The organism is Mucilaginibacter sp. P25 (assembly GCF_050859465.1).
GTDB classification, from domain to species: Bacteria; Bacteroidota; Bacteroidia; order Sphingobacteriales; family Sphingobacteriaceae; genus Mucilaginibacter; species Mucilaginibacter gossypii.
The window spans coordinates 2758200-2783099 of sequence record NZ_CP193937.1 but is presented as its reverse complement, the minus strand read 5'-3'; the positions used below and the strand labels follow the sequence as shown (position 1 = coordinate 2783099).

Genomic DNA, 24900 nt, shown 5'->3' with positions numbered 1-24900 from the left:
TTCTGCTTTAAGTATTCCGCCTTCCGCTTCAAAAAGGGCATAAAAAAGAAGCACTCCTGATGGGCAGGAATGCGTTCTAACCAATTATAAACCTAAATTATGAGAAGAGATGTAAACCCGGAGTCGAACCGGTGGCGCTGCCTGTCAGCCATTCACATGATGTTACAAATATACGTGTAATCTTTACATTTATTGTCATCTTAATATGAAAATTTTATTTTCATTGGTATATTTTTATAGATAACGATTGGTTTATAGATAATTGGCAATGAATTGCAATAATTAAAAAACTGCCGGTTTTTTTGCAAAATATAGTATAGCTCTAACGTCTCTTCCGCTTAGTCAGTAAGACAATGCTGCTAAATTTAAGTGACAGGTGGCTGTACCCCTCCTGGCTATTGAGTTCGTCTAATAAAAACAATTGTCATTTCGAAACGAGGAACGAGTGAGAAATCTTATACGAGCTATAAACTTTGCATGGCAGCTTAGCACAATGTAGAAGATTTCTCCTCACTCTTGCGCGCTGCCCCACCAGTGTTCGCTCGAAACGACATCTTCTTCGATTCTCAATTAATATTTAAAAGATATACATACATCAACTGATTCTAAAGAGGGTTTCCTGGTTCTATGTCACTGCCAATAAGTATTCAGGATCAGGTCCTGCGGCTTTCAACAGTGTATACGAAGCTTTCGGCCTTGTAATAGCCAAGGTTATACTCCATGGGGCGCTCGCCCTGATCGTAAACAAATCTTTTTCTGAATAATACGGGGCTGCCGGTTTCAATTTCAAGCTTGCCGGCTATGAACTTATTAGCTTCCAGCGCACTGATTTCTTCTTTTGACAGGTTTGCTATCGTAGAATATTCTTCCTCCAGCATTTCATAAAGCGGGCGTTTAAAATCCTCTTCGCCTGTAAGGCCTATGCGCGGGTGAAAATAAGATATGAAATAAACAAAAGGGTTGTCGCTGCTGCCCCGTAGCCGCTCCATTTTCACAATTTTTTCTCTGTACTGATATCGAAAAAGCTGGCGGTGCTTTCATCAGGAAATACCCAGCTTACATGCAGCTCATAATTTTTTACGGTAATACCTCTCGCTTTCATTTCCTGCGAAAAACTGAGCCAGTTCATTGATTTTGAACTGATCCTGGAGTTGGCAACTTTAGTACCAAAACCCTTTTTGCGGATCAACAGTTCTTCGTAAACCAGTTTATTAATAGCCTGCCGCAGTGTTGTGCGGGATATAGCCAACTTTTTTGCCAGCTCTACCTCGTTAGGTAATAATTTACCCGCCTGGTAAACCGGATCTTTGATCAGTTCGCGAAGCAATTGCTCGGCCTGTATATGGAGTGGAATAGGGCTTTTATGGTCGATGGCTAATTTCATAATGGTTTTTACTAACCTTAATGAGGAAATATATGGCTAAAGATAGTAAAAAGGTTAATTATGTATTTACATGGTTTAAGGATGTGTTTTAATTTGCCAAACAGGATATCTATATATTGTATGGAACGTTAATAATTCAATGACTTTATTCTATTTCTATCAACCTAACTACGCAGCAATTATTGGTATCGATTATTTACTTTCAAGCTCCATAACTTAAATGTTCATACAAATGGTTATTTCATTGTTTAATATTATAAATTGTTCCATAATTACCCCTCGACTAAAGGTTCAACTGATGGAAAATAACCTTTTAATTACTTATAAATTCGCCTTGATTATGCCTTTATGAATTTGCTAAAAAAGTTACTTCCCATACTTCCGGCTACTTCTTAGTATGCAGTTTAGTTAATGCAAATTGCCCTATCCTATCGCCCTCATCTACACCGTTAGTTATGGATGGCATATAATGGATACCACCATAAAACCTGCTGATAGCGGCCTCCTCGGCCGCGGCTTTAAAGGATTTAAAATTGCGCGCGGGGATAGCAAATTCCATTTCTGTAGAGTCAATGAACGAAAATTCATCGCCAAATAATTTGCCTAACACGGCTGCTGATGCGGTAGATACAACACTGTGCCCGCTGGTATACTCGGGGAAAGGCGGCGTTTGCAGCAATGGCATCCAGCTTTGATCAATATACTGGTTAATGTAAGTTTCGGGCCTGATCACCTTGCTCCGGTATTTTTCGTCCCAGCAGTTTATAAAACTATCTGCAATAACTACAGCTATACAAGCATAAGCTTCAGCACTTTTCACATAACCGGCCTTAGCCTTACGACAAGCCAGCGCCGTGATATTGATCCAATGCCCTCCCGGCGAGATTTTTTTGTGGCAAACATAGTGTGCCCGTTGATATTCACCTTAAAGGGGTTATCATCCCAAAAAGTAGCAATGGTAGCCTCATCATCGGTGAGGTGCTTGCCTGTATCATATACTTCCATAGCCAGCTTGTAAAAATTACTACCGGGAATGTTGCTGAAGGTAAACGGATGAGCTGGTTTAAATTGCTGTGCCGAATCAAGCAAAAATGGGCGGATCTCGTTCCAGTGCGGTTCAATACCTTTCATGTAGGCCGGTGGGGTGGGCTTCCAGCTTGCGTCATCTGTTTGCACATCATATTTTGATAATGAGCGGGTATGTTTATAGTTATCCTTACCCGCCCATTTTATGATCCTGTCGGCAATAAGTTTACCGTACGCTATCGAGTTATCATACACACTATCGGGCATGCCGGTATTTTTAAACTCCTGCATCAGTTTGTCATGAAAACCCTCTATCCTGCCCTCACTCATCACCAGGATCTTACCAACGGTTAAAATAGCGTGCGATGCCGATAACGTGAAGCAATATTTTTTACCAGCTATAGGCTTAGGTACCGAGTCGAGCCCTTTCAGTTGCCCTTCAAGCGATTGGTAATGATCATCGCCATTTCGCGCAGCCTCGTATGCAGCCACACTGATATAAGCATAAATACGACTGGCAACCGGCGGCGAATAAATATCATGCCTTACCACATCAGTAACATCTTTTATAGACCGGTGGATAAAATCCGGGTTTTCGGCTGGTTTTTCCCAGCTTTTTTTGCCGCATGATGAGCAAGTTATAATAACAATAAGGGCAAAATATAGTCTCTTCATCATGATGAAACAGCAAAGGCTTGATCAGTTTAATTGGTCTGCCCCTCAAATCAGGGGTTCAGATCAAAGCTAACAGTTAATCAATATTTAAGTATGGCCCGATAGTAATTAACTAACTTTTGATACAATTTGCAGAAACAGGAATTGTAAAATCCGTTTTCTTTACACTGGCTTATTGCATTATAACCAATAAGTTAAAGCTTAACCAAAGCATAAACCATCAATCAATTATTAACCATATCTGCATGATAAAAAGTTTACCCCAGGCGTTTAAACTATCTACCTTATTGTTACTTTTTTTGGTGCCGGATGTTCAAAAAAGTCATCAGGCCCAACGCTCTTTAAGCTGCTCGATGCTTCACAAACCGGTATCGATTTTAAAAATACCATTACCGAAAGTGACAGCATCAACATCCTTAACCACCCCTACCTGTACAATGGCGCCGGTGTTGGTATCGGCGATTTTAATCATGATGGCCTGCCCGATGTTTACTTTGCCGGCAACATGGTTGCCAATAAATTATACATTAACAAAGGCTCACTTACTTTTAAAGATGTTACCGATGCAGCGGGTGTAGCCGGTAATGGCGACTGGTACGCAGGTGTATCAGTAGTTGATATCAATAACGATGGCTGGCCGGACATATACGTCTGCTCATCATTTAAAAGCGATCCCAACCATCGTAAAAACCTGCTTTTCATCAACCAGGCAACCAATAAAGATGGCGTGCCAACCTTTAAAGAATCGGCAGCAGCCTATGGCCTGCAGGACACCGGCTACAGTACACAAGCCGTATTTTTTGATTACGACCATGACGGCGACCTCGACATGTACCTGCTCACCAACTTTTTAGGCAAAGAAACGCCGGTGGCCTATCGCCCTAAATTAACCGATGGCAGCGCACAGAATAATGACCGCCTTTACCGTAACAATGGTAATGGTACCTTCACCAATGTAACCAAAGAAGCCGGGATATTGATAGAAGGTTTTGGCAACTCCGTTTCCATATGCGATGTGAATAACGATGGCTGGCCGGATGTTTATGTTGGTAACGACTTTATATCGAACGATGTATTATGGGTGAACAATAAAAACGGCACCTTCAGCAACCGCGCGGGCGAATATTTTAAACACACGGGCTGGTCGGTAATGGGATCGGATATGGTTGATATCAACAATGATGGCAAGGCCGACCTGGTATCATTAGAGATGCTGCCCGAAGAAAACGTACGTAAAAAAACCATGCTTGTAGGCGATAATTACATTACCTATATCAACAATAACAAATTTAAATACGAGCACCAGTACATCCGCAATGTGCTGCAGCTTAATCAGGGGCAAACACCCGCCGGCCATCCGCAATACAGCGAAATAGCTTACCAGGCCGGTGTTTATCAAACCGACTGGAGCTGGACACCTCTTGTGGCCGATTTTGATAACGACGGTTATCGTGACATGATGATCACCAACGGCTATCCCCGCGACGTTACGGACCTTGATCACGCCCTGTACAGTAACGATCAGGGCCGTACAGTTAAAGAGAATACTACTTTAGCTGCTGCCGATTCATTCCCCGTTGTAAAAACATCAAGCTACGCTTTCAGAAATGCGGGCGGGTACTTGTTTAAAGATCAGTCGAAAGATTGGGGAATTGTGAAACCTACCTTTTCAACCGGCGGTGTTTACGCCGATCTGGATAATGACGGCGATCTTGACCTCGTGATCAATAATATTGATGACGATGCTTTTATTTATGAAAACACCGCTAACAGCAAAACGCAGGTAGCCAAAGATCACAACTACCTAACTGTTGCACTACAGGGCGACAGCAAAAATATTGGCGGTATGGGTGCTACCGTCCGTATCTATTACAAAGGCAAGCAGCAGTTTTATGACCAGCAACCCTGTCGCGGCTATATGAGTACGGATGATGCCCGCGGGCATTTCGGTATAGGGGCCACTACATCTGTCGACTCATTGCGGGTACGCTGGCCCGATGGTAAAACCCAGTTGCTTACCAATGTTAAGGCAAACCAAACACTTACATTGCGGTACAAAAATGCCTCTGGTTATTTCCCGCCGGATGCTTTCGGCAAAATCATCCCGGTGTTTCAGGAGGCGAATAACCAAACAGGCATAAAATACGTGCACCAGGAAAAAGACGCTATCGATTATAATATACAGCCTACCCTGCCGCACAAGCTAAGCCAGTATGGGCCCGCTATTGCTGTTGGCGATGTGGATGGAAATGGTTACGATGACCTTTTTATAGGAGGCTCCGCCGGTAACAAAGGGGTATTTTTCATGCAGGATGCAAACGGTCATTTCGCTATGGATAACAACCGTTTTATGCACGAAGATTTTAAAGAAGAGGAAGACATGGGTGCATTATTGTTTGATGCCAATGGCGATGGCTTCCCTGATCTGTATATCGCAAGTGGTAGTTACGAATTCCAGAAAGGGCATACCACGGCTCAGGACAGGCTTTACATCAACGATAAAAAAGGTCATTTCACCCGCGACCTTGCCGCCGTGCCCGTGGAATATGATAACGGTTCATGTGTACGTGCTGCTGATTTTGATGGAGATGGCGATTTGGACCTTTTTGTAGGTTCAAGATCGGTTTCAGGCGCTTATCCTTCATCACCCGTTAGCCATTTACTCAGGAACGATGGCGGTAAATTTACCGATGTTACCAGCCAGTTTTGCCCCGACCTGATACATGGCGGCATGATCACCGACGCGCTTTGGTCGGATTTTGACAAGGATGGTAAGGCGGACCTGGTGGTGGTTGGCGAATGGATGCCGGTTACCTTTTACAAAAACACCGGCCATGGCCTTAGCAAGATCAAATCGGGCATTGATGATCATGTGGGCTGGTGGAACAGCATAGTTGCAGGTGACTTTAACAACGATGGCAACATTGATTACGTAGCCGGCAACCTGGGCCAAAACTCAAACTACAAAGCATCATTTGAACAGCCCATGACCATTATGGGTAAAGACCTGGATGGTAACGGCTCCTTCGATGCCATGATATTTTGCTTTATGAAGGATGAGGACGGCTCACAGAAACCCTTCCCCATGCATACCCGCGATGACCTCATCAGCCAGGTGATCTCCATCCGCAAAAAATATCCAAGCTATCGCGGCTTTGGCCATGCGACAATGAATGATCTTTGGAGCGAAAAAGACAAAGCAGGTGCTGTGGTACTTAAAGCTACAGATATGAACACCAGCCTTATCACCGGCAAAGGCACTGGTACTTTTAGTATCAGTGCATTACCGCAAGATGCACAAATGGCCCCGGTGTACGGCATAATAGCTGAAGATGTTGACCACGATGGCAACCTCGACCTGGTAATGACTGGTAACGACTTTGGTATGGAACCTTTTACCGGGAGGCACGATGCTTTTATGGGTTTATATATGAAAGGCAATGGAAAAGGCAGCTTTGCTCCGCTATCAGTAGCTAATAGCGGTATTTATATCGCGGGCGACGGTAAAGGGCTGGCAAGTGTACAATCGGCTAAAGGAGGCAGGGTTTTAGTAGCTACCCAAAATCAAGATAGCATTAAAGTATTCCGGAAAACGGGCGCTAATTCTGCCAGGCGATATATTAAATTAAAGCCCGATGATTTTTATGCTGATATTACGCTCAAGAACGGAGGCAAAAAGCATATTGAATTTTATTATGGATCAACCTATCTATCGCAATCGTCAAGGATATTGGAATTGGATGCTAATACAGCAGAGGTAACCATAACAAATTATAATGGTAGGAAAAGGAAGGGGAGCTGATAGTTATAAATCCATGCATATCCGTCATGTCTTACTGAGTGTTAAATCCGGTGGCCTGTGAAGGAAAAATGACAAAGGGGCCTGTCAGTCCGAGTGTTTAAATCCGGAGGCCTCTGAAGGTGAAATGGCAAAAGAGGGCCTGTCAGTCTGAGCCTGTCGAAGACTCGTGCGCAGAGGCCCAGCCCGCCATGCTTCGAGGGCCTACCCATGACACCCCTTTTATATTTCATGGGAAAGTTTTGGATCCGATGAATGCTAAAAAAGCAGTTGAAGACTTACGAAGCTTTGAACTTCATAAGTCGGGACGTCTATTATATTAAACTTACTGACACTTTCATTTAATAGAAACTGTGATACATAATAGCCAAAAGGAGGGGGATATTGGTAACTTAAACTCCAATCTTCCTCCTTTAACCAACCAACTCACTCACAATTTTTGCCGACAGCAAACACAACGGGATCCCTCCTCCCGGGTGTACGCTTCCCCCGCAAAAATATAAACCTTTATTTTTGAGGATTTATTGGCATGCCGTAAAAATGCTGCAAACCGGCTGTTGGAGCTGGTACCATAAAGGGAGCCCTGGTACGAAGACGTGCGGCTTTCGATACTCCGCGGATCAAGGATGCTTTCATTAGCAATAAGTTTGCGGATGTCTTTATTTAGCAAACGGCTTAACTTATTTAATACATTTTCCCTCGCCCCGGCTATCAGTGCATCCCAATCCTGCCCGGTGTTAGCAGGTACGTTGATCATCACAAACCAATTTTCGCAACTCTCGGGAGCATCGTTTGGTTTATATTTGGAGCTGATGTTAAGGTAAACGGTAGGGTCATGATAAATCTCCTTTTCCCGCCAAATGTGATTAAACTCGGCCTCGTAATCAGCACTGAAAAAAATGTTATGCAGGTCAAGCTCCCTGAACTGATACCGGATCCCCCAATAAAATATCAGGGCCGAACTGCTTCGCTCCTGGTTTAATATTTTTTGAGGATAAAGTTTGGGATAATTGCTTAGCAGCTTGTGATAGGTGAACCAGATATCCATATTGGATACCACAAGATCCCCTTCAATTACTCCATCATTCGTCTTGATCCCCCTTACTGTGTGACCTTGCAATGCAATTTCTGCTACCGGGTTATTGTAGTGAAATTTAATACCTAATGATTCGGCCAGCGCCACTAAGCAAGAAGTTATGTTATACATCCCACCCTCCGGAAAATAAGCGCCGAAATGCTGCTCCAGGTGCGGGATTACGTTCAGCGTGGCCGGTGCGCTATAAGGATTTGAACCATTATAGGTTGCATACCTGTCGAAAAATTGCACTATCCTTTTATCCTTGAAAAAGACCTCATTGGCCTTGTGCATAGTGCGAAAGGCATCTATCTTACCAAACTGAAATATTGATTTGACGGTATCCCAGCGCAGATAGGTTTTAAGCCGATGCAGGGAGCGCTCTAAAAAACGTGGTTGGTAACGTTATAAACCATACTGCTGTTATCAAGGTAATGCTTTACAGCTGCAGCAGGTTCTCCTGTCTTTTCCTGTATCTCATCACTAAACTTGCCTGCATTAGCGTAAGCGGTTAAACGCGTACCATCTTCATAAAAATATCTGCAAACAACATCGAGCTTTTGATACCTGAAATAATCAGACGGATTTCTTCCCGCCAGCTTAAAAAGCTCGTTAACATATTGCGGCATGGTAAACAGGCTCGGCCCGGCGTCAAAGCGGTAACTATCCTGCTCAAACTGGCTTAACTTACCACCGGGGTAACTATTAGCTTCATAAACTTCAACCTGATATCCTTTTACCGCCAGGCGGATAGCTGTCGCAATGCCCGCTATACCGGCACCAATAATTAAAGCTTTTTTGGGGAGAGGCATGGGGTAAAGATAACCGGGATTCGGGGGATTTTTAGGATTAACAGGATTTTTTCTGACCTGATTAGAAAAATCCAACTAATGTCAAATGTTATAAACTGCAATCACATTGATCGGATCTCTTTAAACCAGAGAAAAATCCTGTACTCCCAAAAATCCTATAAAAATCCCGGCGCAAAAACTACACATGATGAACGCCTTCGCCAATCTCTTCAATAGCTTTGCGGTTAAATGCTTCCAAATCATCAGGGCGGCGACTTGTTACCAGGCCCTTATCAACCACCACCTCTTCATCAACCCAATCAGCACCGGCGTTTTTAAGATCGGTTTGTAAAGATGGATATGACGTTAACCTTCTGCTGTTGATCATGCCTGTTTCTATCAGCAATTGCGGGCCGTGGCATATTGCCGCTACCGGCTTGCCCTCATCCAAAAACGCAGATGCAAAGGCAACGGCATCTTTATTTTGTCTCAACTTATCGGGATTAAGCACACCGCCAGGTAAAACCAGCGCATCGTAATCATCAGGGCTTACTTCATTAAGCTCTTTATCAACATTGATTTCGATACCCCAGTTAGTTTTATCCCAGGCTTTGATTTTTCCGCTTTTGGGTGATATCACATGTACTGTTGCACCTGCCTGCTCAAGGGCTTGTTTTGGGCTTGTTAATTCAACCTGCTCAAATCCTTCTTCGGTAAGGATTGCCACCTTACGACCGTTTAAACTTGCCATAATTTATAATTTATTAATTAATGATTATAAAATTTAAATACAATATAAATACAGGCAAAAATAAGGATGGTTTTAGGAATTTTAAAAGAGAAGATAGAATCTTGCTAATCAAGCTTAGAGCATATGAATTTCATTTAACTCAAGCATTAAAAAGTTGTCTGTTTGTAGGATTTTGAATGTTGCAGAAAGATCGCTCCATTCACCATTTATAGGCAAATCATAAATAACGTATCCTATTATTGTCATGTCATGTCGCTCATCAATCTTTCTAATAGTATAATCAAAAAAGTCTATATCTTTATTTGGATCGATGTTACCATTGATTATTGCGGATTCCGGAGACGTAACCTTATACTTTTCCTCTAACTGTCTCGTCAGGCAATCCATATCCGTTTATTATGTCTTTAATATTTGACGGGCTCCATTGATAATAAGGATCATGAAGAGTTAACTGATAAGCTTCATCGTATCTTCCGTTAGCTAACAATTCAATCCAACTAAGGACTGCCTTTTCTATTTCAATACGATCAATTGAATATATCTTAAGCGGCATGGTTAAATTCGAAATAGTTTAGCCTTGATTTTCCGTATGCTGCAACGCGTAGTTTATAAAGTTACTTGTCAGCCCATAATCCTCTGTCCCCTTACGGCGGATAAAAAAGAAATCACGCTTAATTTTCAATCCTTCAATAGGTACTTCAACCAAATCACCTTCGGCCAATTGACGGATAATTGATGGGCGCGGCATAAAGCCAAGGCATTGATCGGCCAGGAGGAAGTTTTTCAAAGCCTCGGTACCACCAAGGCGGATCTTTACCGACAGATCGGCCGGTTTAATATGCAAAGCAGACAAGGCTTTTAATACGGCATTCAACGTGCCCGAACCACGCTCTCTCACGGCGAGGGGTGTTTTTACAAACTGCTTTAGTGTTAATGACTTGCCTGCCAGCGGACTTTTAGCCGAGCAAACCGGGATCACCTCATCACTCATAAATGGTTTGTATGATACGGTAGTGAGTTTATTATCAACCTCAATTATACCAATATCAACCTCATGATTTAACAAAGCGTTCAGGATGTACTCGCTGTTACGGTTTACAAGCTGTACATCCACATTGGCGTACTCGCGCTGAAAACCAGAAAGTATCGAAGGTAAAATATACAGGGCAATAGTTGTACTTGCGCCCAAACGCAAATGCCCGGCAGCCTGCGAAAGATTACTTAACACCGAAAGATCATACTCTACCTTCCGCTCTATCTCTGTTGCCTGCTGTAAATACTCATTTAGCTTATTTCCGGCTTCAGTTAATAAGATACTGTTGCCTTTACGCTCAAACAGGGGCACTTTATATTGATCTTCAAGCGCCTTCACATGCTTGCTGATGGCCGGCTGTGTAATAAACAGTACCTGGGCTGCCTTACTGAAACTCAGGTTGGCGGCAACTTCCATAAATACACGGTGGGCAAAAGAGATCATGGGGCAAAGTTAATTTTTTACCCGTTCAAAGTACTTACCTGTAAATTTATATACGATATAGTCGCGGGTAACCTCTCGGTTTGCATTAACTAACGGACTATGGATGCTTTGTGTTTTAGCGTCATAATAAATAGTCGGGATCACTTTCATATTAACTACCGAAAGAAAGCTATAATCAAAATATAACTTACTATGCATGCCGGTTTGGGTTTTAACCAGTAACACGGTACCGTTTAACTTCCCGCTTTCGATAGTAAAAAACTGGATGCCCTGGGTAGCATCAACACTTGAACGTACCGAATTATATGCTGCCAGATAATAAACTTTGTTATTGGCCTTAAGCGTATAAATTTTGGAGTACCAGTAAACCGGGTTATGCTTTTTGCCAACGGAATCCATTTTAAGCGATGACGATACTTTGCCGCTAACCTTGTATTGCAAAACATTATCAAAATCATAGCCGGTGCTGCCCAACCTGGTATCCCAGGAATAAGTACGGAACAAACCATCAGCAGATGTGGCTATCACAACCCGCTCTTTCACCAGTTCGGTAAAGGGATAGTTTATTGTTCCGGGATATTTGGAGGTATAGTACTTCAGCTTAAAGCCAAAGATCTTGTTCATTTTTTCTAATGAATCAATTGCTTTCCACTCTTTTTTGTGGGAGCCGTAATAGTTTACCCTTTTAAAAATCCGTAACAGATCGGCCTCAATAGCCTGCGGACTTTGAGCAAACAAATTTGCTGAGTAAAAGCAGCAGCAGAAAACAATTATTAACTTAAAGGTTTTCATCGGTAAACAAGATACACAAAAAAGCAAATCCGGCAGACATTCTGTTACGATGATTGCCAGTTAGCTGTTTTTTAGCTTTTTATTTTTTCAAAATACCGTCCGTTGAATTTGTATTTGATAAATTTTGAAGTAACCTGTGCTTTGGCATTTACCAACGGTACATGTATAGTTTGCGTTGTTTGATCAAAAGTGATAGTCGGCCGTTTTTCAAACGGCAGATCAACCACTGATCCAAAATCATATTCATAAAAAATTTCATTATGAAAACCCGATTGCGTTTTAATGATCTTTACATCATTATTCAAAACACCGTTTTGAATGGCAAATAACCTGATCCCGGTACCGGCATATCTTGATGATTCAATAACTCCATAAATGCCAAAATAGTAAGTTTTATCGCCGGCTTTGAAAGTATATAAGTTTGAATAAAAAGGAGCGCCGCCGTCCCCTGGGTTGTTCATCAAAGATGACTTTGTTTTATCGCCGGCTTTGTATTGTAACACGTTGGCACAAATGTGCATAGTGCCTCCAGTCCATGTATCCCATGAGTAAATCCTGAACAATCCATCCGCCGAAGTGAAAATATCAAGTTGCGCTTTTTTTAGCGAGTTAAAAGGTAAGTTTATAGTATAAGGATAGGTTTCTGTATAACGTTTTAATTTATTACTAAAAGCATCATTGGCTTTAATAAGGGAATCGCCCGCATTTTCATTCCATTTGCCTTGCTGCTCGTCCCAATATTCAATCTTTTTAAATGATTTGAGTAAGTCGGCTTCAATAGCTTGCGGTGTTTGCGCGAAGAGTTTAACCGATGTGATAAAACAGAAAATAACAATCAGGTTCAAGGCTTTCATACCCCAATATTACAGCATAAAAATAGGGATAATCAAATGACTATCCCTATCCTATAATTTATTGATAATATCTTCTTTATTAATTTTCAGCTGTTCCGCAACGTCATTGATGATCGCCATAAGTGTTCCTAACTTTATAGGATCGTGATTTGGGATGGTAATATTCTTTACGCCATCATTAAGCGTAATCGATAACCTGATATGGCTTCCGGTTTGTCTTATAACCTCGTAACCATATTTCAATAAAACTTTGATCAGATCTTTTCCTGAAACATCACGGGGAGCTCTTGGAGACATAGGTATTTTCAGAAAAATTAAACGGTTATCACTTCCTCCTTAACCAAATGGAGCCGAATGATTTTAGGAAGCTTATCTTCATCAAAATGACAATGGACAGCATCGCGAATATTGGCTTTTAGCTCATCAAGCGTATCTCCTTCTGTAAAAATCGACTCGCCGATTGCCCTCGCGTTATAACCGCCCTCTATCGCTTCTTCAACAAGGAAAAATATTTCGTTCATATTCAAATTTAAGAAATATTCTTCACAAAAAAACCCCATAGCATGTGTGCTATGGGGCCTATATTTTCTCATTTACTTATGCCTCAACCGGCTGGCCAATCAAGTGCTGAGCAGCAAGGTACTCGGCAATTTGCACGGCATTAGTAGCTGCACCTTTACGCAGGTTATCAGATACTATCCAGCAGTTAAGTGTATTGTCCTGGGTTTCGTCACGACGGATGCGGCCTACAAATACCTCATCTTTATCATGCGCGTCGAGCGGCATAGGGTATTTCAGGTTAGCAGTATCGTCAACCACAACAATGCCGGGAGCGTTAGCTAACAGTTCACGAACTTCTGCCAGGTCAAAATCATTTGCAAACTCAATGTTAACCGACTCCGAGTGGCCACCCATAACCGGGATCCGCACGGTGGTAGCAGTTACTTTAATGCTATCATCGCCCATGATCTTTTTGGTTTCGAGGATCATTTTCATTTCCTCTTTAGTATAACCGTTTTCGGTAAATACATCAATCTGCGGGATCACGTTTAAATCGATAGTGTAAGGGTAAACTTTAGGGCCGTCGATACCTTTACGCTCGTTAAATAACTGGTCAACAGCTTTAACACCGGTACCGGTAACCGACTGGTAGGTTGAAACTACCACCCTTTTAATTTTATATTTATCGTGCAGTGGTTTTAAAGCCACTACCATTTGTATGGTTGAGCAATTTGGATTGGCGATGATCTTATCTTCGGCTGTAAGTACATCAGCATTTACTTCGGGTACAACCAGTTTTTTGGTTGGGTCCATACGCCATGCCGATGAGTTATCAATAACAGTTGTACCAGCAGCTGCAAATAAAGGAGCCTGCTGTAATGAAGTGCTTCCGCCGGCCGAGAAAATTGCTACGTCCGGCTTCATCTTAATCGCATCCTCAACAGAAACCACCTTAAACTGCTTACCCTTAAAAGTAATTTCTTTACCAATACTTTTTTCTGAAGCTACGGGAATTAATTCTGTAACGGGGAAGTTGCGTTCTGCAAGAACCTGCAACATTTTGGTGCCTACTAATCCTGTAGCACCTACTACTGCGACTTTCATTTTTTAAATTGTTTTTGAAATGTATCAGGCTGCTTCACAGCGCCTGTTTTTAATTAATTATGTGTTTTAAAAGTTAAACCCTCAAATATGCACATTTTTTTGCTATCCTGAAAATATAAAGTCTATGGTTTTTGTGGACATTGGGTGACTGGTTGATTAAGTTGATTAGGTGAGTGGTTTGTTTGTCTGAATCAAAATTTTCCCTTACTGGCGCAAGTCTTGAGCGAAGGCCTAATGGGTGGCTGACTTGTGACTTCTAAAAAACGATTAATTTGTCTGAACCGGAATTTTTAGAATTAAGTGAATACCATGCAAAATTTCAGAAATTCAAACAATTCGTTTAATTCGAGTTTCAGACAACATCCTGACAATCCTTAAATCGTAAAAATCCAGGTTCAGAATAATGGCGTTGCCTGCGGCCCGCGCTATACGCTTATACTGCACAGGCATTAGCCACAGGCCGGTATCGCTACTATCGCTAACGCAGCATCCGTAAGCATTAAACCAACAGGCAACACAAACAAAAAAATCTACGTAATCAATCCCCTAATCGGCGTAATCTCAAAAAACAAAACAACCACTCACTTAATCAACTTAATTAACCACTCACCTAAAAACCCTACCTTTGCGCGGTAAACTCAATATTGCATGAGCGAAAAGATCTTAGTGATAGGCGCCAACGGCCAGATCGGTACCGAACTGGTAATGGCTTTGAGAAATATACACGGGGCCGAAACGGTTATAGCTTCGGATATTAACAGCCCAACATATGCTATGCGTGGCAGCAGCGGGCCATTTGAATTAATCAATGTACTTGATAAAGACAACCTGCACCACATATTTGATAAGCACCGCCCAACACAAGTTTACCTGTTAGCTGCCATTCTTTCGGCAGTAGGCGAGCAAAAACCCAAAATGGCCTGGGACCTGAATATGACCGGTTTGCTGCATGTGCTTGATTTTGCAGTTGAGTTTAAAGTAAGTAAAGTTTTTTGGCCAAGCTCAATAGCGGTTTTCGGTCCGCATTCGCCGCAGCATAATACGCCGCAGTATTGTGTAATGGATCCTAACACGGTTTATGGTTTTAGTAAATTGGCCGGCGAGCGCTGGTGCGAATATTATTTTAATAAATACGGTCTTGATGTACGCAGTATCCGTTACCCGGGCCTGATCGGCTGGAAAGCCAATCCGGGCGGCGGCACTACCGATTATGCCGTACATATATTTCACCAGGCATTAAAAACGGGCAGCTATGAAAGCTTTCTGGCCGAAGGGACTGCCCTGCCCATGATGTATATGGATGATGCCATCAGGGCTACCATCAGTTTGATGGATGCACCTGCCGAACAGATCAGCATCCGCTCATCATATAACCTGGCTGGCATTAGCTTTACGCCCGAACAACTGGCGGCTGAAATCAAAAAACTGATCCCTAAATTTGAAATCAGTTACAGTAATAACGACCCGCGACAAGCCATCGCCGATAGCTGGCCAAAGTCAATAGATGACAGTTACGCGCAAAACGACTGGGGCTGGAAACTGGAATATGACTTACCAAAAATGGTGGCCGACATGTTGACCAATTTGAAAACGATAATTTAAGGTTAAAGGCGAAAGGATAAAGGTTTTTATCCGTCATTATATAAACAAATATTATATTTACCGCCTTGTCTTTATAAGGCAAAGCTTTGTAATACAACAAGGTTGATCTATCACTATCAACCATGAACAATGAACTAAAAAACATGGGAAGAGCATTTGAATTCCGCAAAGAAAGAAAGTTTAAGCGCTGGGCCAAAATGGCAGTGCAGTTTACCCGTTTAGGTAAGGAAATTGTAATGGCTGTAAAAGCCGGCGGCGGCGATGTTAACACCAATTCGCGCTTACGTACCGCGGTGCAAAACGCCAAGGCCGTAAACATGCCTAAAGACCGTGTTGAAGCCGCCATTAAACGCGCCAGCAGCCGCGACGAAAAAGATTACGAAGAGCTTGTTTACGAAGGTTACGCGCCTTACGGGGTTGCCGTGTTGGTTGAAACCGCTACCGATAATACTAACCGTACTGTTGCCAACGTACGCAGCTACTTTACCAAATACGGTGGCTCATTAGGCAAAACCGGCTCGCTTGATTTTATCTTTACCCGTAAATCAGTTTTCACTTTTGAGCCGGGCGACCGCGACCTGGAAGAGCTTGAACTTGAATTGATAGACGCAGGTTTGGAAGAAATATTTGTTGAAGCCGATGAAAATGGCAACGATATTGCGGTAATCCATACAGCTTTTGAAGATTTTGGTAAAATGCAGAAAGCGTTGGAAGAAATGGGTATCGAAGTAAAATCGGCCAAGCTGGAGCGTATCCCGCAGTCATTCCATGCTGTAAGCGAAGAGCAGGTGCCTGAAATTATGAAACTGATTGACCGTTTGGAAGAAGACGACGACGTGCAGGCTGTTTACCATAATATGGCGGAGTAATCCTGGTATCGGATTCCGGAATTTCGATTTCGATTTAGTTCCACTCAAACAATAAACACCATGTCATTGCGAGCGATAGCGTAGCAATCGCACAGAAGCATCATCGCTCTGTACAGCATGCGATTGCTCTCGTCGTTCCTCCTCGCAATGACATAAAGAAGAAACATCATGCCACTATTCAACACACGTAAAGGAGAAAAAAGTAAAGGTTACCTTTGCCAACGGCCTTCTTTTTGTAGAAACTGATGGTGGCAAGCCGCAGGCTTTCCCGTTGGAATGGTTTCCACAGTTATTAAACGCTACCGATGAGGAACGTGAAGACTGGAGCCAAACCGAAAAAGGCATCCGTTTTAACAAGCTGGCTGTGGATGTAACACTATAAGATTTGAGATATGAGACGTGAGATATGAGACAAGGCTCTAAACCTTCAATTATCTCAAATCTCATATCTAACATCTCATATCTAAACAAAAATGGTTTTTGAAGAATTTTTAAAGAAGAAAAGAATTGACCTTGTAGCGCTTGAACAGGGCGAACCGGCATTGTTTTCTGAATTTAAAGACCATTTTGAACAAATGGGCGAAAAAAGTTTTGACCATACCAAAAAATACTGGTTTAATAAACTAAGGCGGCGGTTCCCGGTTCCGCTTGAAGTTAAAACCGAAAAAGCACATATCAAAAACCCGCTTGCCGAACAAACCATAACCGAAAGTTTAACAGAACCCGCTACGCCGGGCAAAGTTGGCTTTACGCCGAAGTTCCGTCCGGCTGCACCAAAACCTGCAGCTCCAGCCGAAGAATCTATACAACGGGCAGTTGAACCCCCAACGTCAGAAGCTTCATCCCCTGAAACTGCCCCCAAACCAACGTTCAAGCCTCGCTTTAACCCGGCTATGGCAAAAGCTAAACCAGCAGTAAGCGAAGCATCACCTGAAAACGAAAAGGAACAACAAGCTGGGGCTCCTGCAACAGAAACACCTGCACCAACTGCCAAACCGGGCTTTAAACCACGTTTCAACGCTGCCATGGTAAAACCCAAACCAGCTGAAACAGAAACACAGGCAGAAGACAAAAAGGAAGACACTCCGACAACTCCACCTGCGGATGCACCAGCAGCTAAAATGGAATTTAAACCACGCTTTAATGCCAGTATGGTAAAACCCAAACCGGTAGAAAATGAAGCGCCTGCTGAAGAGAAAAAGAGGATGCTCCGTCTGAAGAGCTTCAAACGCCGGTAACCGAAGCACCTGCCCCTAAAGTGGGATTCAAGCCACGCTTCAACGCCGCTATGATGAACCCTAAACCGGCTGAATCGGAACAACCAGTTGAAGAGGCAAAACCATCAGCCGAGATTCCGCAACCAACGATTGAAGAAGTAAAACCGGGTTCTGAACCTCCCGCACCAAAGCTTGGCTTTAAACCACGCTTTAATGCAGCTGCAATGAAGCCGACAGTTCCTGAAGCCGAAGCATCCGCAGAAGATAAAAAAGAGGATACGCCAACTGAAGAACCTCAGTCGCCGGCTAAAGAAGCTCCCGCACCTAAATTGGGATTCAAGCCACGTTTTAACGCCAAAAATCTTCCCAAGAAATCAGAAGGGGACGAATAGGTCGATAACTTTCAACAAATTTATTGTCATTTCGAGCGAGGAGCGAGTGAGAAATCTTATACTCCCTGCTGAGCAAACATGCTTATCGGACTTGCGTGGTATATAAGATTTCTCTTTCGCCCCAGCGCTATTGCCCACCTCTGCTCAATCGAAAGGACATTTTTTTTAAAGCAATTTTCATTTTGTTTAGCGTGACCGCCCTGTATAGCATGCGATTGCTTCGTCTTCCCTCCTCAATGATATGATTTTTGTGTTACCCGCCTCTACTTACTATGCGAAAACAACCAATGCAACAGATCAGGCTCGTTGAACGCGTTGTCCCAACTATTGTGCCCTACACCTGGATAAAGCGTAAACCGCGGCTTGCCTCCCGCCTCTTTAATAGCATCAACCATTACCTGCGAATGATCGGCAGGTACTACCGGGTCATTATTACCGTGAAAGATCCAGAGCGGAACTTTTTTAGCGTATTTCTTTGCGTTCAGCGTATTATCGCCGCCGCAAATGGCAAAGGCTGCTGCAAATACTTTAGGTTCACGGCCAATGATTTCAAATGTCCCCATACCACCCATGCTCAGGCCCCCCACATAAACTTTATGCTTATCAACAAATGGTTTCTCCAAAAACTGGTCTACAAGCCCCATGAGCATGATCATAGCCATTGTTGGCGGTGCATCTTCCTGAAAAATGAATTTGCGCTTATTGGTTGCCGAATCCGTAACCTGCTTTACATTGCTCCAATAACTTTTTGCCGGGCATTGCGGAAAAACAACGATGGACTCGTATAACTCCCTGCAGCTGTCCTGCAAAAACCGTTGTGCCCCATAAGCCAGTTGCGACTCATTATTGTTTCCCCGTTCGCCCGAACCGTGTAATACAAACAATAAAGGGTACTTTTGACCCGGATTAAAATGCTTTGGAAATAAAATTCGGTATGGTAGTGTGTCTACTTTAAAAATAAAGCTGCCCCTGTCAAACGAGGTCAAATTTTGGGATCTGGCTAAAAAAGAGAATGCTAAGAGCAAGCTTAGCATTCCTGTAATTCGTATTACTTTAATCATGGGTTAAATACTTCTTTGTTTTACAACCGGCGTGATTGCCACCCGGGCTTCAAAACAAATTTAACCTCTTTAACGGCCTTTTGTTTATTTTTTATGCCGAATTAATTTTTCACGATAGCGGGGCTTTCAAAACCCAGTTTTTTCAAACCACCCTGAACCTCGGGGCAGCTCATGAAAAGTTTCCAGAGCAAACCGGTCCGGTAGTTTTCAATCATCACAATGATCGGGCCCTGGTCGATGGCCAAATAGGAGTTGGCGTACCAGTTATGCGATTCGCTGAAGGCATCGGTAAAGCCATACTCGCCCCAGATCTTATCGCCCAGGTCATAATAAAAATGGCGCAACGCTTTCATCGAATATTCCGGGGTGTATGGGAATGCGGATAGCGCGGCCGTAGGCGTAATTACGCCGAGGTCGTTAGTTGGCGAATGTGCATTGTACCCCTCAAAGTTATCGCTGGCAGTTAATCCCCAGCAATTTTCACCGTAGCCCTTAAATTTTTTAGGATTATCAACACAGTAAGCGTGATTGATCAGGGTGTGATTTTTGTTTTGTTCCCAGTAGTCGGCATATTCTGTCCTTTAATCCCTTAGGATTAAGGCCCAGGAAAGAATATTGCGAGAAGAATAGCGGACCGCCATAATCAAAACCAAGCGGCAGTTTAAAACCATAAAAAGTTCTGCCGTTTTTAAAGAAATCGCTTTGCGCCCAACCATTATGGTAAACATTGGCACTAACGGGGTAACGTTCGGCAGATGCGGCAAGCACGTAAGTGATCAAACATTCGTTAAAACCGTGGATCGGGAAGTTCATGGCCCAGCCATTGTTCGGGCTCCAGTGCCAGTAAAGGTAGTCGCGGCCATCGCGGGTAAACCAGCTCCATTCCATTTCGCCCCACATCCAGTTAATCACATCGCGGATTCGGCGTTCCTTAGGATCATCGGCAGTAAAATATTGTCTTGCACACAATAAACCCTGAAAAAGATAAGCCGATTCCACAATGTCAGCCCCATCATCTTTACGGCCAAAGCGGATCACTTTACCGGTTTCGCCGTTTAACCAATGTGGGAAAGCACCATGAAAAGCATCGGCCTTGTATAAAAAGTTAACGATCTTCACCATACGGTCAACCGCCTGCTCATGGGTGATCCATTTGCGGCTATCAGCCACAATGAGCGACATGATACCAAATCCCGAACCACCGGTAGTTACCACCTCGTTACCGTAATCAAAAGAAGTGTTGCTGCGCTCCCTGGCCAGACCGCTCACCGGGTGACCAAAGTCCCAGAAATAACGGAACGTTTGGCGCTGCACCACATCAAGCAAAGCACTATCCGTAAGGTTTTTGATAATACCTACAGGCTTAATGCCGTCTTCTGTTTTTTTTGTTTGCTTTTGGGCAAAAGCGCTCAGTACAAGCATCATTAACAAGGAGGATAATATTAGTTTTTTCATTTAATATATCATTAATCACATTATAAGTTTGGTCCTCTAAAGCCTAAATTCTTCATTCCCGTTTTTATTTCCGGCGCGCTCATGAAAAGTCTCCAGAGTAACCCGCTTCTGTAGTTTTCGGTCATAACCACGATAGGACCCTGGTCAATAGCCAGGTACGAATTGGCAAACCAGGGGTTGGTTAAGTTAAAAGCATCATAAAAGCCATATTGGCCCCATAACTTATCACCAAGGGTATAATAAAAAAGTGTAAGGCAGCCATCGATTGGGTTGGTGTATAAGGCAATGACGCAATTGCGGCAGTTGGCGCTATAACCCCTACATCATTAGTTGGTGAGCTTGCCGTATACCCTCCGTCAATATCGCTCGCTGTTAATCCCCAGCAGTTGGCGCTATAACCGCCATTACCCAGGGATTAGCCACACAATAGTTGTAATTGATCATGGCGTGAGCTTTGGTTTGCGTTTCGTAGTTGGCATAAGCATCTGTTAAACCTGTTGGGTTAATACCCAAAAATGAGTAATGCTCAAAAAACAATGGTCCTCCCCTGTCAGGCCCAAGCGGAAGGGTTACGCCATAAAAGGTTTTACCATTTTTAATACCGCCGCTACCTGCCCATCCCTGGTCATAAACTGTCTTTGGGATGTTGTGTGTTGTTGACGACGCTCCGAGTACATAAACAATAAGAGCCTCATTCCAACCGGTTATTTTCATGTTGATAGCCCAGCCCTGATCTGGGCTCCAATGCCAGTACAGCGCATTCTGATCATTTTGCCTAAACCAATCCCACTCCACACCATTCCATAAAGTATTGATGTCTGCACGCAATTGAGTTTCGGCTGCATTGGCCGAGCTGAAATATTGTCGGGCAGTGATTAATCCCTGCATCAGGTATGATGTTTCAACCAGGTCGGCCCCGTTATCCTGCGTGCTGAATGGCACTATCGCACCTGTAGCGCCGTTTAGCCAATGCGGAAACGCGCCATGAAACTTTTGAGCTTTGGTATTTAAAAAGCTCACTATTTTCTGCATCCGGGCCAGGCCGTCGGCGTAAGAGATATAGCCGCGGCTTATACCTGCAACAATAGCCATAATGCCAAAACCCGACCCTCCCGAAGTAACTACATCGCCCGATGAGTTACGTTCGCGGGCAAGGCCGCTGGTGGGATGGCCAAAATCATAAAAATATTTAAGTGTTTGCCTTTCAACCAGATCAAGCAATTGTTCATCGGTTATGGTCGGAAACTTTGCAGTACTGTCTATTGCGGTAGTAAGCTGTACCTCAAGTGCCGATTGCAGATTACTGCCTTTTGCAGATTTTAAAGCCGTTGAAACTTTAAGTGAGTATTGCGTAATGGGCAAAAGCCCCGTAGGCGTTATCACAACGGTACTATCATGATGCTGAAAAGCCACACTATAAGCTGCAGCTGCTCCGGCTTTAGTAGCAAGACTAACACTCCCCGTTACTGAAGCCTGGCCAAGCGGGGTTGAAAATGAAATAGCTATAGCCGGCTTTGCATTTACGTTTGTATAACTGAAACCGCTGGCCTGTCCATTAACTTTAAGTGTGCTGAAAGTAAATGACGATGACACAGGGATAACCGGATCGGGGTTGCTTTTTGAGCTTTTACCGCAGGCAAAAAACAAAACGATGGCTCCAAATACCAAATTGCTTTTAGTATTCATCATTGTAGAGAGGGTGTAAAAAGGTTGCCTGCCCCCAGGCAGGACAACCCAAATCAATCAACTGTGTGTTATCTTCCGGCAGCTTCGAGGTTGTACAGGGCCGAAACCTGCGATGCTGTAAGCGCTTTATTATAAAACCTGATATTATCTAAAGTGCCTGTAACATAGCCTGCCCAACCCTGTGCACCTGTATTTGCGGTAAGCGAAGGCGTGGTTTGAAACTGTAAAGTACCGAATACCATTTTCGCAGCCTTGCTCCAATCCATCGGTGCAAAACCGGTAACTGTGTTTTTACCAGCCTGCGCGCCGTTGTAATAAACATAAATGGTTGAGCTTGCCGCATCAAACGAAACGGTTACGTTGATCCATTTATTCCATGGATCATCTACGCTGTAGCCACCCTCCCAGCCATCAACACCGGCCGAGCTGCCTGCTACGTTAAAGGCATGCACCTTAAGTACACCTTTTGATGCCGAGCCGCCATTATCGAAAAATATGGCGAGGCTGCCCCAAAAACCGGCACCGCCGGGCTGATCATTTTGAATATCCATTAAACCTATGGCGGCGTTGTTCTGAGGCATATTCACCCAGATACTGGCAGTAAAACTTTTCAACGCTTTAATACCGGCAGGGGTATCATAAAGCGCGTAAGCGCTGGCTGCTCCTTTTAAGCCGTTACCGTTTAAACCTTTGGCAAAACTGGTTCCGGTGGCAACACCGGTACCACCTGCAATGCTATCGGCCAGGTTGGTTGTGAATGGGTAATATGCCACAAGGCTGGCCGGCTCGATATCTTTACTGCTGCTGTAACCGCCATAAGTTGGCAACGGTTTTGACGGCGCGTACGATTTAGCGTCGAAGCTTTTTTGGCACGATGTAATCCCGGCACACGCTACAGCACCGGCCAGCAGAGTTGCTTTTATTTTATTGTTAAGTAGTAATTTCATTGTTGCTGAATTTTTGATGATCAATAACCCGGATTTTGTGTTAAGGTGCCGCCACTAATGTCAATTTCATTTTGCGGCACAGGCCATACCTCATTTTTGCCAGCCTTCCAGCCTCGTGAACCAAATACGGCAGCGCCTCGTCCCTGGCGGATCACGTCAAAATAGCGGTCAAACTCCATAGCAAATTCAACACGGCGCTCTTTGTATATAGCGGCGCGTAAATCGGCCTGTCCTGTAACTGTTACCTTAGGCAATATAGCCGCGTTGCCGGCCCTTGCGCGGGCGCGAACCAACTCAAGCGATGCTAAGGCAGGTGCTGAGTTACCTAACTCATTATTGGCTTCGGCATTCATCAGCAACACATCAGCATAGCGCAAAACAATTTTATTTTGCTGACAGCCTTCGTTAAAACCAGATACATACAGGCCAAATGGCACGTACGATTTCTGATTGTACATCGGGTTATCGCCATCGGCCGGGATCTTATCACCTTCGGGCGTAGTTTCACCGCGGAAGATGATGGTAGCATCACGGCGTGGATCGCCTGTTTCATAGGCAGCCGCCAGATCGGCAGTTGGTACATTAAAGCCCCAGCCGCCGCCTGTTGAGCCACGTACGCCTTGTACCTGCGAATACTGAGAATTAGAAGCATCCGGGTTATTAGGTACCAGCATGCACTGTACCTCGAAAATGGATTCCTGGTTATTCTTGTGCGTAGTGCGGAACAACTGCTCATAATCAGGATACAGCGAATAACCCAATCCCATTACCTGGGTAGTATAGGTAACCACATCGGTCCATTTTTTTGATACAGGGCTGCTTTTGCATGTAAAGCAAGCGCGGCGCCTTTGGTAGCATGTCCTATATCGGCCGAAGCGTATGATTGCGGTAAAACCGATGCCGCATCATTCAAATCGCTTTCAATAGCTGCCCAAACCTGCGCCTTTGCAGTACGTGGAAGGTTGTAATCAGATGCATTTTTGGGTAACGATAAACGCAGCGGCACATCACCGAAAGCGCGTACCAGCCTGAAATAAGCATAAGCGCGGATAAATTTGGCTTCGGCAAGGTATCTTGCTTTCAGGCCCTGATCCATAGTTATGCCGGGCACGTTGCCCAGTATTTGGTTGGCGAAGTTGATGGTTTGATACTGACCTGCCCAAAAATCGGAAACCTGGCCTTCGCCTGCTGTAACCGTAAAATTGTGAAAGTTGTTCATAAAGGTAGCATCGGTAGGGCTGCTGCCTTTTTCTGCATCGTCCGATCCCATGCTTTCAACAGCTATCGGGGCAAAGGCGATGTTTTTCCACTCGCGCAGGTTTGCGTACATGGCATTTACGGCCTTGGTAGCATCATCCTGTGTTTTCCAAAACTGTGTGGCAGATTGATTACCCGCCGGGGCCACATTTAAGAAGCTTTTTTACAAGCCTGAAATGATATTG

26 protein-coding genes and 2 pseudogenes are annotated in these 24900 nt (G+C 43.8%); 6 read left to right on the top strand and 22 right to left on the bottom strand.

What is annotated here, in order from left to right; genetic code table 11:
- Nucleotides 1-653: 653 nt before the first annotated feature.
- From ACRQ5D_RS14415 to ACRQ5D_RS14400, 4 genes are all read right to left on the bottom strand, one after another.
- The gene (locus tag ACRQ5D_RS14415) at nt 654-989 is read right to left on the bottom strand and encodes a UTRA domain-containing protein (RefSeq protein ID WP_431199864.1); all 336 of its coding nucleotides are present in this window, start codon (nt 987-989) and stop codon (nt 654-656) included.
- A gap of 2 nt (nt 990-991) precedes the next feature.
- A complete protein-coding gene (locus tag ACRQ5D_RS14410; protein WP_431199863.1) occupies nt 992-1384 on the bottom strand; it encodes a GntR family transcriptional regulator in 393 nt (130 codons plus the stop codon).
- Nucleotides 1385-1769: 385 nt separating this feature from the next.
- Nucleotides 1770-2204, bottom strand: coding sequence for a vanadium-dependent haloperoxidase (locus ACRQ5D_RS14405; protein WP_431199862.1), 435 nt, complete (start codon nt 2202-2204; stop codon nt 1770-1772).
- Nucleotides 2201-3088, bottom strand: a complete 888-nt coding sequence (locus ACRQ5D_RS14400) for a hypothetical protein (protein WP_431199861.1) — start codon at nt 3086-3088, stop codon at nt 2201-2203. The genes ACRQ5D_RS14405 and ACRQ5D_RS14400 overlap by 4 nt, the downstream gene beginning before the upstream one ends.
- A 502-nt stretch (nt 3089-3590) precedes the next feature.
- Here ACRQ5D_RS14400 and ACRQ5D_RS14395 point away from each other — a divergent pair.
- Complete coding sequence (locus tag ACRQ5D_RS14395) at nt 3591-6887, top strand: VCBS repeat-containing protein (RefSeq protein ID WP_431199860.1); 3297 nt, start codon at nt 3591-3593, stop codon at nt 6885-6887.
- 427 nt (nt 6888-7314) lie between these two features.
- On the opposite strand, the gene ACRQ5D_RS14390 is transcribed toward ACRQ5D_RS14395, so the two are convergent.
- The 10 genes from ACRQ5D_RS14390 to ACRQ5D_RS14345 form a co-directional block, all read right to left on the bottom strand.
- The gene (locus ACRQ5D_RS14390; protein WP_432329302.1) at nt 7315-8253 is read right to left on the bottom strand and encodes a phytoene desaturase family protein; all 939 of its coding nucleotides are present in this window, start codon (nt 8251-8253) and stop codon (nt 7315-7317) included.
- Nucleotides 8254-8342: 89 nt separating this feature from the next.
- Nucleotides 8343-8771, bottom strand: a complete 429-nt coding sequence (locus ACRQ5D_RS14385) for a phytoene desaturase family protein (protein WP_431199858.1) — start codon at nt 8769-8771, stop codon at nt 8343-8345.
- Nucleotides 8772-8949: 178 nt separating this feature from the next.
- Nucleotides 8950-9501 (bottom strand): type 1 glutamine amidotransferase domain-containing protein, encoded by a 552-nt coding sequence (locus ACRQ5D_RS14380; protein WP_091172217.1) that lies wholly within the window; start codon nt 9499-9501, stop codon nt 8950-8952.
- Between the two features lie 114 nt (nt 9502-9615).
- On the bottom strand, nt 9616-9888 hold the full coding sequence (locus ACRQ5D_RS14375) for a hypothetical protein (protein ID WP_432329299.1): 273 nt from the start codon (nt 9886-9888) through the stop codon (nt 9616-9618).
- A gap of 184 nt (nt 9889-10072) precedes the next feature.
- Nucleotides 10073-10978 carry a LysR substrate-binding domain-containing protein gene (locus ACRQ5D_RS14370; protein WP_091172214.1) on the bottom strand — a complete coding sequence of 302 codons (906 nt, stop codon included), beginning with the start codon at nt 10976-10978 and terminating at the stop codon, nt 10073-10075.
- Between the two features lie 9 nt (nt 10979-10987).
- Nucleotides 10988-11770: a hypothetical protein gene (locus ACRQ5D_RS14365; protein ID WP_091172207.1), complete on the bottom strand. Its 783-nt coding sequence runs from the start codon at nt 11768-11770 to the stop codon at nt 10988-10990.
- A 71-nt stretch (nt 11771-11841) separates the two neighbouring features.
- Complete coding sequence (locus tag ACRQ5D_RS14360) at nt 11842-12624, bottom strand: hypothetical protein (RefSeq protein WP_091172205.1); 783 nt, start codon at nt 12622-12624, stop codon at nt 11842-11844.
- A gap of 51 nt (nt 12625-12675) precedes the next feature.
- Nucleotides 12676-12921: a type II toxin-antitoxin system HicA family toxin gene (locus tag ACRQ5D_RS14355; protein WP_091172203.1), complete on the bottom strand. Its 246-nt coding sequence runs from the start codon at nt 12919-12921 to the stop codon at nt 12676-12678.
- 17 nt (nt 12922-12938) lie between these two features.
- The gene (locus ACRQ5D_RS14350; protein ID WP_091172201.1) at nt 12939-13145 is read right to left on the bottom strand and encodes a 2-oxoisovalerate dehydrogenase; all 207 of its coding nucleotides are present in this window, start codon (nt 13143-13145) and stop codon (nt 12939-12941) included.
- 76 nt (nt 13146-13221) lie between these two features.
- The gene (locus ACRQ5D_RS14345; RefSeq protein ID WP_090534105.1) at nt 13222-14229 is read right to left on the bottom strand and encodes an aspartate-semialdehyde dehydrogenase; all 1008 of its coding nucleotides are present in this window, start codon (nt 14227-14229) and stop codon (nt 13222-13224) included.
- Between the two features lie 648 nt (nt 14230-14877).
- Here ACRQ5D_RS14345 and ACRQ5D_RS14340 point away from each other — a divergent pair.
- From ACRQ5D_RS14340 to ACRQ5D_RS14320, 5 genes and pseudogenes are all read left to right on the top strand, one after another.
- Nucleotides 14878-15831, top strand: a complete 954-nt coding sequence (locus ACRQ5D_RS14340) for an NAD-dependent epimerase/dehydratase family protein (protein ID WP_090534131.1) — start codon at nt 14878-14880, stop codon at nt 15829-15831.
- 143 nt (nt 15832-15974) lie between these two features.
- Nucleotides 15975-16700, top strand: coding sequence for a YebC/PmpR family DNA-binding transcriptional regulator (locus ACRQ5D_RS14335; protein ID WP_091172198.1), 726 nt, complete (start codon nt 15975-15977; stop codon nt 16698-16700).
- Nucleotides 16701-16914: 214 nt separating this feature from the next.
- Nucleotides 16915-17082, top strand: a pseudogene (locus tag ACRQ5D_RS14330) (DUF2442 domain-containing protein); the annotation flags it as partial.
- Nucleotides 17083-17173: 91 nt separating this feature from the next.
- Complete coding sequence (locus tag ACRQ5D_RS14325; protein ID WP_431199857.1) at nt 17174-17938, top strand: hypothetical protein; 765 nt, start codon at nt 17174-17176, stop codon at nt 17936-17938.
- Nucleotides 17939-17988: 50 nt separating this feature from the next.
- Nucleotides 17989-18309 carry a hypothetical protein gene (locus tag ACRQ5D_RS14320; RefSeq protein ID WP_431199856.1) on the top strand — a complete coding sequence of 107 codons (321 nt, stop codon included), beginning with the start codon at nt 17989-17991 and terminating at the stop codon, nt 18307-18309.
- A gap of 263 nt (nt 18310-18572) precedes the next feature.
- Here ACRQ5D_RS14320 and ACRQ5D_RS14315 read toward each other — a convergent pair whose 3' ends face one another.
- From ACRQ5D_RS14315 to ACRQ5D_RS14280, 8 genes and pseudogenes are all read right to left on the bottom strand, one after another.
- Nucleotides 18573-19343 carry a prolyl oligopeptidase family serine peptidase gene (locus ACRQ5D_RS14315; protein WP_218134494.1) on the bottom strand — a complete coding sequence of 257 codons (771 nt, stop codon included), beginning with the start codon at nt 19341-19343 and terminating at the stop codon, nt 18573-18575.
- A 128-nt stretch (nt 19344-19471) separates the two neighbouring features.
- Nucleotides 19472-19903, bottom strand: a complete 432-nt coding sequence (locus tag ACRQ5D_RS14310; RefSeq protein WP_432329771.1) for a glucoamylase family protein — start codon at nt 19901-19903, stop codon at nt 19472-19474.
- Complete coding sequence (locus ACRQ5D_RS14305) at nt 19881-20825, bottom strand: glucoamylase family protein (protein ID WP_432329297.1); 945 nt, start codon at nt 20823-20825, stop codon at nt 19881-19883. The genes ACRQ5D_RS14310 and ACRQ5D_RS14305 overlap by 23 nt, the downstream gene beginning before the upstream one ends.
- A gap of 20 nt (nt 20826-20845) precedes the next feature.
- Nucleotides 20846-21186, bottom strand: a pseudogene (locus ACRQ5D_RS14300) (glucoamylase family protein).
- An 11-nt stretch (nt 21187-21197) separates the two neighbouring features.
- Nucleotides 21198-22514 (bottom strand): glucoamylase family protein, encoded by a 1317-nt coding sequence (locus tag ACRQ5D_RS14295; RefSeq protein WP_432329295.1) that lies wholly within the window; start codon nt 22512-22514, stop codon nt 21198-21200.
- A gap of 65 nt (nt 22515-22579) precedes the next feature.
- A complete protein-coding gene (locus ACRQ5D_RS14290) occupies nt 22580-23458 on the bottom strand; it encodes a LamG-like jellyroll fold domain-containing protein (RefSeq protein WP_091172186.1) in 879 nt (292 codons plus the stop codon).
- 20 nt (nt 23459-23478) lie between these two features.
- Nucleotides 23479-24249 carry a RagB/SusD family nutrient uptake outer membrane protein gene (locus ACRQ5D_RS14285; RefSeq protein ID WP_431199854.1) on the bottom strand — a complete coding sequence of 257 codons (771 nt, stop codon included), beginning with the start codon at nt 24247-24249 and terminating at the stop codon, nt 23479-23481.
- Nucleotides 24225-24863 carry a RagB/SusD family nutrient uptake outer membrane protein gene (locus tag ACRQ5D_RS14280; RefSeq protein ID WP_432329293.1) on the bottom strand — a complete coding sequence of 213 codons (639 nt, stop codon included), beginning with the start codon at nt 24861-24863 and terminating at the stop codon, nt 24225-24227. The genes ACRQ5D_RS14285 and ACRQ5D_RS14280 overlap by 25 nt, the downstream gene beginning before the upstream one ends.
- Nucleotides 24864-24900 lie beyond the last annotated feature (37 nt).

Excerpts from the sequence above, each read along its gene's own strand:
- ACRQ5D_RS14415 (WP_431199864.1), bottom strand. The coding sequence starts at position 989 with ATGGAGCGGCTACGGGGCAGCAGCGACAACCCTTTTGTTTATTTCATA.
- ACRQ5D_RS14410 (WP_431199863.1), bottom strand. The coding sequence starts at position 1,384 with ATGAAATTAGCCATCGACCATAAAAGCCCTATTCCACTCCATATACAG.
- ACRQ5D_RS14400 (WP_431199861.1), bottom strand. The coding sequence starts at position 3,088 with ATGATGAAGAGACTATATTTTGCCCTTATTGTTATTATAACTTGCTCA.
- ACRQ5D_RS14395 (WP_431199860.1), top strand. The coding sequence starts at position 3,591 with ATGGTTGCCAATAAATTATACATTAACAAAGGCTCACTTACTTTTAAA.
- ACRQ5D_RS14390 (WP_432329302.1), bottom strand. The coding sequence starts at position 8,253 with ATGCACAAGGCCAATGAGGTCTTTTTCAAGGATAAAAGGATAGTGCAA.
- ACRQ5D_RS14385 (WP_431199858.1), bottom strand. The coding sequence starts at position 8,771 with ATGCCTCTCCCCAAAAAAGCTTTAATTATTGGTGCCGGTATAGCGGGC.
- ACRQ5D_RS14380 (WP_091172217.1), bottom strand. The coding sequence starts at position 9,501 with ATGGCAAGTTTAAACGGTCGTAAGGTGGCAATCCTTACCGAAGAAGGA.
- ACRQ5D_RS14375 (WP_432329299.1), bottom strand. The coding sequence starts at position 9,888 with ATGGATTGCCTGACGAGACAGTTAGAGGAAAAGTATAAGGTTACGTCT.
- ACRQ5D_RS14370 (WP_091172214.1), bottom strand. The coding sequence starts at position 10,978 with ATGATCTCTTTTGCCCACCGTGTATTTATGGAAGTTGCCGCCAACCTG.
- ACRQ5D_RS14365 (WP_091172207.1), bottom strand. The coding sequence starts at position 11,770 with ATGAAAACCTTTAAGTTAATAATTGTTTTCTGCTGCTGCTTTTACTCA.
- ACRQ5D_RS14360 (WP_091172205.1), bottom strand. The coding sequence starts at position 12,624 with ATGAAAGCCTTGAACCTGATTGTTATTTTCTGTTTTATCACATCGGTT.
- ACRQ5D_RS14355 (WP_091172203.1), bottom strand. The coding sequence starts at position 12,921 with ATGTCTCCAAGAGCTCCCCGTGATGTTTCAGGAAAAGATCTGATCAAA.
- ACRQ5D_RS14350 (WP_091172201.1), bottom strand. The coding sequence starts at position 13,145 with ATGAACGAAATATTTTTCCTTGTTGAAGAAGCGATAGAGGGCGGTTAT.
- ACRQ5D_RS14345 (WP_090534105.1), bottom strand. The coding sequence starts at position 14,229 with ATGAAAGTCGCAGTAGTAGGTGCTACAGGATTAGTAGGCACCAAAATG.
- ACRQ5D_RS14340 (WP_090534131.1), top strand. The coding sequence starts at position 14,878 with ATGAGCGAAAAGATCTTAGTGATAGGCGCCAACGGCCAGATCGGTACC.
- ACRQ5D_RS14335 (WP_091172198.1), top strand. The coding sequence starts at position 15,975 with ATGGGAAGAGCATTTGAATTCCGCAAAGAAAGAAAGTTTAAGCGCTGG.
- ACRQ5D_RS14325 (WP_431199857.1), top strand. The coding sequence starts at position 17,174 with ATGGTTTTTGAAGAATTTTTAAAGAAGAAAAGAATTGACCTTGTAGCG.
- ACRQ5D_RS14320 (WP_431199856.1), top strand. The coding sequence starts at position 17,989 with ATGATGAACCCTAAACCGGCTGAATCGGAACAACCAGTTGAAGAGGCA.
- ACRQ5D_RS14315 (WP_218134494.1), bottom strand. The coding sequence starts at position 19,343 with ATGCTAAGCTTGCTCTTAGCATTCTCTTTTTTAGCCAGATCCCAAAAT.
- ACRQ5D_RS14305 (WP_432329297.1), bottom strand. The coding sequence starts at position 20,825 with ATGAAAAAACTAATATTATCCTCCTTGTTAATGATGCTTGTACTGAGC.
- ACRQ5D_RS14295 (WP_432329295.1), bottom strand. The coding sequence starts at position 22,514 with ATGATGAATACTAAAAGCAATTTGGTATTTGGAGCCATCGTTTTGTTT.
- ACRQ5D_RS14290 (WP_091172186.1), bottom strand. The coding sequence starts at position 23,458 with ATGAAATTACTACTTAACAATAAAATAAAAGCAACTCTGCTGGCCGGT.